The 7,558-nt window shown below is 63.0% G+C and carries 6 protein-coding genes and 2 pseudogenes; 4 read left to right on the top strand and 4 right to left on the bottom strand.

Annotated elements, in window-relative coordinates; translation table 11 throughout:
- Positions 1-62: 62 nt before the first annotated feature.
- Positions 63-599 (bottom strand): DUF2059 domain-containing protein, encoded by a 537-nt coding sequence (locus tag FV223_RS15560; RefSeq protein WP_147727886.1) that lies wholly within the window; start codon positions 597-599, stop codon positions 63-65.
- A 1,100-nt stretch (positions 600-1,699) separates the two neighbouring features.
- Between FV223_RS15560 and FV223_RS15555 the strand changes: the two genes are divergently transcribed.
- Positions 1,700-2,116 carry a DUF2335 domain-containing protein gene (locus FV223_RS15555; protein WP_187275000.1) on the top strand — a complete coding sequence of 139 codons (417 nt, stop codon included), beginning with the start codon at positions 1,700-1,702 and terminating at the stop codon, positions 2,114-2,116.
- A gap of 336 nt (positions 2,117-2,452) precedes the next feature.
- On the opposite strand, the gene FV223_RS15545 is transcribed toward FV223_RS15555, so the two are convergent.
- Both FV223_RS15545 and FV223_RS15540 read right to left on the bottom strand, forming a co-directional pair.
- A complete protein-coding gene (locus FV223_RS15545; protein WP_348644796.1) occupies positions 2,453-2,962 on the bottom strand; it encodes a MucR family transcriptional regulator in 510 nt (169 codons plus the stop codon).
- Positions 2,963-3,207: 245 nt separating this feature from the next.
- Entirely contained in the window at positions 3,208-3,405 is a 198-nt protein-coding gene (locus tag FV223_RS15540) for a hypothetical protein (RefSeq protein ID WP_147727883.1), read from the bottom strand.
- 194 nt (positions 3,406-3,599) lie between these two features.
- Between FV223_RS15540 and FV223_RS15535 the strand changes: the two genes are divergently transcribed.
- Positions 3,600-4,157 (top strand): MucR family transcriptional regulator, encoded by a 558-nt coding sequence (locus tag FV223_RS15535; RefSeq protein ID WP_147727882.1) that lies wholly within the window; start codon positions 3,600-3,602, stop codon positions 4,155-4,157.
- A gap of 296 nt (positions 4,158-4,453) precedes the next feature.
- On the top strand, positions 4,454-4,873 hold the full coding sequence (locus FV223_RS15530) for a hypothetical protein (protein WP_147727881.1): 420 nt from the start codon (positions 4,454-4,456) through the stop codon (positions 4,871-4,873).
- Between the two features lie 1,278 nt (positions 4,874-6,151).
- Here FV223_RS15530 and FV223_RS15520 read toward each other — a convergent pair.
- A pseudogene (locus tag FV223_RS15520) lies at positions 6,152-6,847 on the bottom strand (IS630 family transposase); the annotation flags it as partial.
- 74 nt (positions 6,848-6,921) lie between these two features.
- Between FV223_RS15520 and FV223_RS15515 the strand changes: the two are divergent.
- A pseudogene (locus FV223_RS15515) lies at positions 6,922-7,558 on the top strand (IS3 family transposase); the annotation flags it as partial.

The raw sequence follows: 7,558 nt of genomic DNA, 5'->3' as shown, positions 1-7,558 counted from the left end.
GCGAGGCGCTGGACCAGTTCGGATCGGATCATGCCGGTGCGGCCGCCCTCGCTACCATGCCGTCAGCGCGGCTTCGCCGGTCCGGCCGATCCCCACCCGTGGGCCTGGATCGCCTTGGTCAGCTTGCCCTGCATCTCAGGTGTCACCGACTGCATCCACTGCTGCGTTCCTACGAGCTGGGCTTGTGCGAGTTGGGGCTGGGCAGCGACCAGGCGCTTGCCGGTTGGGGTAGCGTAGAACGCGGCGATGACCTGCAGGTCGTCTTTGCCGAGGGCCGCAGCGAAGCCGCGTGCCTGGATGTCGAGCAGCTCGTCGAAGTGTGCCGTGAGGGTGGGCAGCACCACCTCCTGGACCAAGGCCTGGGCCTGATCCTGCTGCTTGACCCCGATCTGCTGCATCATGCCGACCATGGGTGCCGCCATCGCGTTCAGCAGCGCGGTACGATCCCCCTGCATCTGCGCGACGACCTCGCGCGCCGCCTTCAGAGTCGCAGGATCAAGTGTGACGGCTGGGGTGGCTGGCTTGGCTGCTGACTGCGCCATTGCCACGGTCGGGACGGAAACGGCGAGGCAATAAGCGATAAAGGCTAAGCGGCGCATTGGCTGATCCGATCGCGATTAGGGACGACGCAGCCCTGCGGCCGGACGCCTGCTCTCGTACCATGCTCGATGTCAGCTGCATCAACCGTCAACGACGCCAGTGACGATCCACTCCGCAACGTTGACTTAACGGTGTCACCCAGCCGACATGCCATGTCCGGCTATGGCGCGCCCTGTGGCGAGTCGTGAGCCGGCTAGAACAAGGGACCAAGGCCGCGAGAAAGACCTAAGCCCAAAACGCCAACGGCCCCACCCCGGCAAGGGTGAGGCCGTCGAAATCGAATGGGGTCCGGGGACCGCAGGTGTGCCCCCCAGACATCATAGCTCCCGCCGGGAGTCAATCGGGATCGCTTCCCGAGACGATGGCGTTTTGCCTTTTGCCGGGGACGGTTCACGCCGAGCCCCCTGCTTTGACGCGGCCCGAGCAGGGCTGTGACTGATGAACTACGCGACCATCGCCGCCGCGATCGACGCACCAGGCTAGGCGATCCAACGCCAACTGCGCCATCGGAAGTTCGACACGACCGCCGGTTACATCCAGAGCGGAAAGCTTTTTAAGCAGAACGCGGCCGGCATGGCTGGCTTGTGAGTTCCGCTGGGGTCTATTCTAGCTTCAATGTGACGACTTCGAAAGGTGGGTAGCGGAGCGGCACGCGTTTCAGTCCTCTTCCATCCGCAGAGATATTAGGCCTACATTCGACCCCAGGTCACCTTTCATGATGGGGGATCTCGTCCACTCGGCGGTGACGATGAACACCGAGAGCCGGCGGCCTGCTGAACCTGTCGGGCGCGGCCGGCACCTTCCAGCCGGGAGAGGCTGGCGAGCGACACGCTCAGCGTGATCAGCCTCGGTAAACCGCAATTGGGGGTTGGCATTGACGCGTTCCATGTACGGCGTACATGAGAGGGCATGAGGAATAACGCAGTCCGTCCCGCTCAGCGGCGTACGCGCGTCGGCAGCTTCGTTGCCGGCCTCAGCACCCTTGCGTCCATTTGGCCGGCGGTCTCACCCAATACGCGCGCACCATCCCGCACAGATCTAGAGGCCTTACGGGGTGATAGCGCGCGGATCGGAGACGACATGCGCCGTGTGATTGATCGTGAGCGTGCGCGTGTCGAGACGGCCCAAAGGTAACCCTCCGGCGCGGCAGCAGCCTTCGCAGGATCAGCAGCCTACCGTCATCGAGCGCAATGAATTCTGGCAGGGGCCTTTGCCACCGCCGGTCGTGCTCGATCAATTCCGCCAGCTCGTGCCTGATGCACCCGAGCGCATCTTCGCGATGTGGGAGCAGGAGGCTCAGCACCGTCGAGAGCTAGAAAAGTCTTCGCTCAAGGGCAATCTTCAAACAGTTCGGCTTGGCCAATGGGCGGCTATCGCCTTCTCTCTATCTGCCCTTGCCGTCGCTGCTCTCGCTCTCACTCTTGGTTATCCCTCCGCGGCAATGGTCATCGGAGCCTTGGATATCGCCGCGGTCGTAGGCGCCTTCCTCTACGTGCGCAGACAGAACGGGCAGTAGCTCGGCCACCGGAACATCCAGCCGGTCGCCGCCTTCGCTTCGTAGGTCATCCGTGGAGCACACCATGAGCAACAACGACGCGACTAAGACAGAGGCGATCGGCACCCTACCGCCTGGCCATCCGCTCGATCCCGCGAAGGCACCGGCGCCTCCGGCCGAGAGCGCGGGTCCCACCTCTCCCGGGCTGCCTAATCCGAAGCCGGATCGTGCGCCCGAGAGTGGCGGCTATGATGGGAAGCCGCCGTCGACCGGCTCTAGCAACTCAAAAGGCGGCTACGGGGCCGGTTGAGCCACCCCTAAGCCCGCCGCGGTCTAGCGGCGGGCTCTGTGGCCCCCTCAGGCAGCCATGCGGCCAGGCCGACCTAGGCCGAGCTCGCGCGCGAGGGCCGATCGTTTTTCGGAGTAACTCGCTGCGGTCATGGGGTAGTCGGCCGGCAAGCCGAAGCGTTTGCGGTAGCTTTGCGGGCCGAGCCCGTGACCGGTCAGGTGACGCTTGAGGGTCTTGTAGGGCTTGCCGTCGATGAAGCTGACCAGCCCGTCGGGCCGGATCGATTTGCGGATCTCTACCGGTGTCGGAAAGCCGACTTCCTTGTTCGAAACGCTGGTACCACCGGTGGCTGTCCCGCTGGCGATACCATTGAGCGCTGCATGAACGATGCTGATCAATGCCGGAAGCTCCGTTGCCGGCATGTGATTGTTTGAGACGTAGGCCATCACAAGTTTGCTGGCCAGCGCAACCGCATCGGCGCTTTGTGATTGATTTTTGTGCATCATCGGATTGTTCTTTCGGCTTTGATGCAAAACAGTATCGCCGATATAAAAGCCAATACAAGTCTCGCGCGTCAATAGAACGCATGGGTCGTTTGTGTTATGCATTCATGCCGCAAAGATTGAATAGCTTTGGCAATCGCAGCGGTAGGTCGGAGTCGGGGCGTCCTTATGGGCGGCCCCAGCTTCTCGCGCATCGCTCCGCGGAAGCGACGGCGTCGAGCGAGATGCTTTTAGCTGGTGTCGACATCCGGGTAGGTTCTTTCTAGGTCATTTCCTAGTTTAACTCAAATAAGAGATGCATCGCAGTGCTAGACACGCTGCTATATCATCCGCATGCCGCCGGTCCGGCGGCTTATCATGCTGCCGGCGCGGGCGTTGCAATGCATGGCGGCCTGGTTGCTGTTGCCGGTCGCCGAGGCGTTGGGGTCGAGACCGTCGCCTGGCGCCGCGACGCTGCCCGTGTTCGGACTGAGCAAGAGGCCGAGTGTCAGGGTCGCGCCGAGGATGAGCTTGTTCATGGATAGGGCTTTCCACGGCGTCATGCCGTCGAGCCGGAACAGAGACTGTCATGCCAAGTTCCTGCGTGAACGTGCTTTGGGGGTGTTCTCACAGTTTTATGAGGATACCCAATCGGCTTCAGTATTTTCCGCCAAGCTATCACTTGACGATCCGGCGGAGCGTGTAGAGCAGTAGGCCTGCTCTTGTGGAGGATATGGCCTTGGACGAACAAGTCGAAACTCAATCGACCAATTTCATCGAACTCGCCGCCGACCTCGTGGCGGCCTACGTGTCGAACAACAACGTGCCGGTGTCCGAACTGGCGAACGTGATCGCTTCGGTTCACGCGGCCTTTGCCGGTCTTGCGAACGGGGTGCCCGCCGAGCCCGCTGGCCCTGAGAAGCCGACACCGGCACAGGTCCGCAAGTCGATCACGCCGGACGCGCTGATCTCTTTTATCGACGGCAAGCGGTACAAAACGCTCAAGCGCCACGTTACCAAGGCCGGCCTCACGATGGAGACCTACCGCGCGCGCTACGGCCTGCCATCGGACTATCCCTCGACCGCCGCAAGCTACTCCGCTCAGCGGTCCGAGCTGGCACGGTCTCTCGGCCTCGGCCAGCAGCGGCGCAAGGCAGCCCCCATGGCCGCCGCTGCCGACGAGACGGTTGCTGAGGCGCCCAAGACCTCCAAGGGGAAGCCCAAGGCCGCTAAGGCCTCCGAGGCAGCCCCTAAGGCGCGTGGGCGGAAGAAGGCCACCGAGACGGCCTGACGCCGCTCGGCGCCTCGGCATGGCGCGTTCTGACACCCGTTGCCATGCGTCGGCTGCCGCTCGGAACACCCGAGCGGCAAGGAGGTTAAATCAGCAACACGGCCGGGCCCTGACCCCCCATCTTGATTCCTGGCAATGTAGCGCTCGACTACGGCTCATCTCCCGGTGGTCAAGCGCGAATTTTCGTCAGAAACATTCGGACAAGAAAACGCGACAATGCGTCAGGATCCTGCATGGATCGCATAAATGGGTGGTCGCGTTACTCTAGCAGATTGCTTAAGTAGGAGATCATCCTGATGAAACGACTTGCACTCGCATCGACCGCGCTTGTTGCTGCCCTCGCTTTCATGCCCGCGAGCGCTGATGCCCGTGGCTTCGGCGGCGGTGGCTTCCACGGTGGTGGCGGCTTTGGCGGTGGTGGGTTTCGTGGTGGTGGCTTTGGTCGTGGCGGGTTCGGCGGCGGCTTCCGAGGTGCTAGGTTCGGCGGTGGTTATGGCCGCGGGTACTATGGTCGCGGCTATGGTTATGGCCTTGGGGGCCTCGGTCTCGGGGTTGGGCTCGGCCTTGCAGCAGGCGGCCTTTATGGCGGGTACGGCGGCTACGGGTACGGCTATGACGACGGCTACTACGCCCCTGTAGGATACGGCGGTTACGGCTATGGCTATCGCCGTCCGCTCTATCGCTATGGCTACGGACCCTACGGGTACGGCTACTAAGTTAAGTTCTGCTTAGTGGTTGAAAGTATGAAGGCCCGATCGGTTAGAAAACGGTCGGGCTTTTTGCTGTCTTATTTCGGATAAATATCCGAGAAACTCGCCCACGGATTGTACGATCTAACAATTGTCATACTGCCTAACTCGCAACTTAGCGCCCCATTGTGGCACGCCGCGCCGCTTGTAGTTTTGATGAGGCCCTAACCGGGTGCTGCCATCCTACTCCAAGCCATGTTGCGTATCGGCCTCTCTGGTAGGATCCGGAGTTCCCCTGTCTCGTGAGCAGATCGGGACGGGGCCGAACCGTCCGACCGTCCAAGAAACCTTCAAATGCCACCTCACGATAGAACGCTCCTCACCGATGAGGCCCTTGATCAGCTCGCGCGCCTATGGTTCGCCGACGTGCGGGCCGAGCATCCCGAACCGCGCTTGAGCGGTCAGCAGCGGGATGCAGCCGGCGAAGTCGGAGCCGGAGCGCTCGATTGGTTGTTCGGTGGCAGTGACAGCGATACCGCCGGGGATGATGGCGGGGATTAAGGATGGGCAAATTTCGCCGCCCTAGCAGTCCCCCCATCTGCAACCGGGTTGGAGCTTATGGGTTGAGGAAGCGTCGCCTTTCGGCGGCTGAGGCTTCCCCATGCTCCTGATTGCGTCTCTCGTAGCGGGCACCTTTGCGCTTGCCGGCTCCTTCTCCCTCATCGCCATCATGGCGGAGTAAGGTAGTAGGCGCCCGCCAGTCAGTGATCGGATGGCGGGGCCGAACTCGTAGGCATTGAGCGTAACGCGCTCAACGCGGTCGCGACGAACGCTCAGCGCGCTCCGGCGGCGCCTGTCGACGGGCTGCTCATGCCCGACGAGCCAGCGCCCGGCGCACCGGTCCCTGTGCTCACCCCGTTCGCTCCCGGGGCCGTCATCGGGGTAGAGCCCGTGCCGCCGCCGGCGTTCGCGCCGCCCGGGGTAGCGAGTTCCTTCGGCTGGCCGGTGGTTGAACCGCCAGTGCTGCTGGTCCCCATCCCAGTTCCGGTCGTGCCCGAGGGGCCAGTTGCTTGTGCGAGCGCGGCGCCGGACAGCGCCAAGGTGAACGAGGCGGCGAGTACGAGTGTTTTAATCGACATAAATGTTCCTCACGCTGCGCCAATACCGGCGCGTTGATACTAAGACCAAACGTGCGCGCGGTCGTTTTTGTTCAATAATCTGTGCGCTAGTGACCGAGCCCTATCCGCCTTGCAGTCTCTCGGCGAATCCGTCCGGCACCTCGCCGAACTGACCTAGTGGAGTGACTCAGACGGATGGTTCAGGGCCTCGGCTGACGGCGGCGAGGATATCGGTGGCGGGTTTGGTCCGGACGAAGGGTCTGGCGCTCCGGTTGTGCTCGGCGATGTAGCGATTGATGGCCGCTTGCAGGTCGACGACGCCGGTGAAGGAGCCTCGCCGCAGCCGACGCCGGGTGAGCGCCGAGAAGAAGCCCTCGACGGCGTTGAGTCAGGAGGCCGAGGTCGGGGTGAAGTGGAAAATCCAGCGCGGGTGGCGGGCGAGCCAGGCGCGCACCTTCGGATGTTTGTGGGGGGCGACGTTGTCGAGGATGGCGTGGATCACTTTACCGGGCGGGACGGTGGCCTCACGGCGTTGAGGAATCGGATGAACTCGCCGTTTTCGGTGACGCTGCATGCAGCGGCCGAGCACGGTACCGGCCAGGACGTCGAGTGCGGCAAACAGTGTCGTCGTGCCGTGACGGGTATAGTCGTGGGTCTGGGCAGCGGGATGGCCGGGGGCGAGCGGCCGATCGGGACGGGTTCGCTCCAGGGCCTGGATCTGGCTCTTCTCGTCGATGGACAGCACCACCGCGTGGGCGGGTGGGTTCATGTAGAGGCCGACGACATCCTCGACCTTGGCGGCGAAGGCCAGGTCACGCGAGCGCTTGAACGTGCGCAGTCGATGCGGTTGGAGGCGGTGAGCGTCCCAGATCCGCTGCACGGCGCGCAACGATTGGTCCGCCCCCATTGAAGTGATCCGCCCTTTGATATGGCTTTTGAGCCTGGAGGACGGACAAGATGGCAAAGCACCCGAAGCCTGAGGAGATTGTCGCCAAGCTACGGCAGGCGGATGTGCTGATCTCACAGGGCCAGAGCGTTTCAGATGCAATCCGCGCGCTCGGCGTGAGTTCAGTGACATACTACCGGTGGCGGCGTGAGTTTGGCGGCCTGAAGTCGGATCAGGTTCGACAGATGAAGGATCTGGAGACCGAGAATGCTCGGCTGCGAAAGGCGATTGCGGATCTCACCCTCGACAAGCTGATCTTGCAGGAGGCGTCCCGGGGAAACTTCTGAGCCCTGCGCGCCGACGCGCCTGTGTCGAGCACATCATGCGGACGATGACCGTCTCCGAGCGCCGCGCCTGTCGGGCGCTCGGACAGCATCGCTCGACACAGCGCAAGGTACCGCGGGGCCGCGATGATGAAGAGGCGCTAACGGCCGATCTCGTGGCGTTGGCTGAGAAGTACGGACGCTATGGCTACCGCAAGATCAGCGCGTTGCTGAAGGCGGCCGGATGGTTCGTCAACGACAAGCGCGTCGAGCGCATTTGGCGGCGTGAGGGTCTGAAGGTCCCAGCCAGACAGCCCAAGCGGGGCCGGATCTGGGACAACGACGGCTCCTGCGTCCGTCTTCGCCCGGAACACCGCAATCACGT

Source organism: Methylobacterium sp. WL116, from assembly GCF_008039455.1.
Classification (GTDB): domain Bacteria; phylum Pseudomonadota; class Alphaproteobacteria; order Rhizobiales; family Beijerinckiaceae; genus Methylobacterium.
The sequence above is the reverse complement of the archived record's forward strand: the minus strand, read 5'-3'. Positions and strand labels throughout refer to the sequence as shown.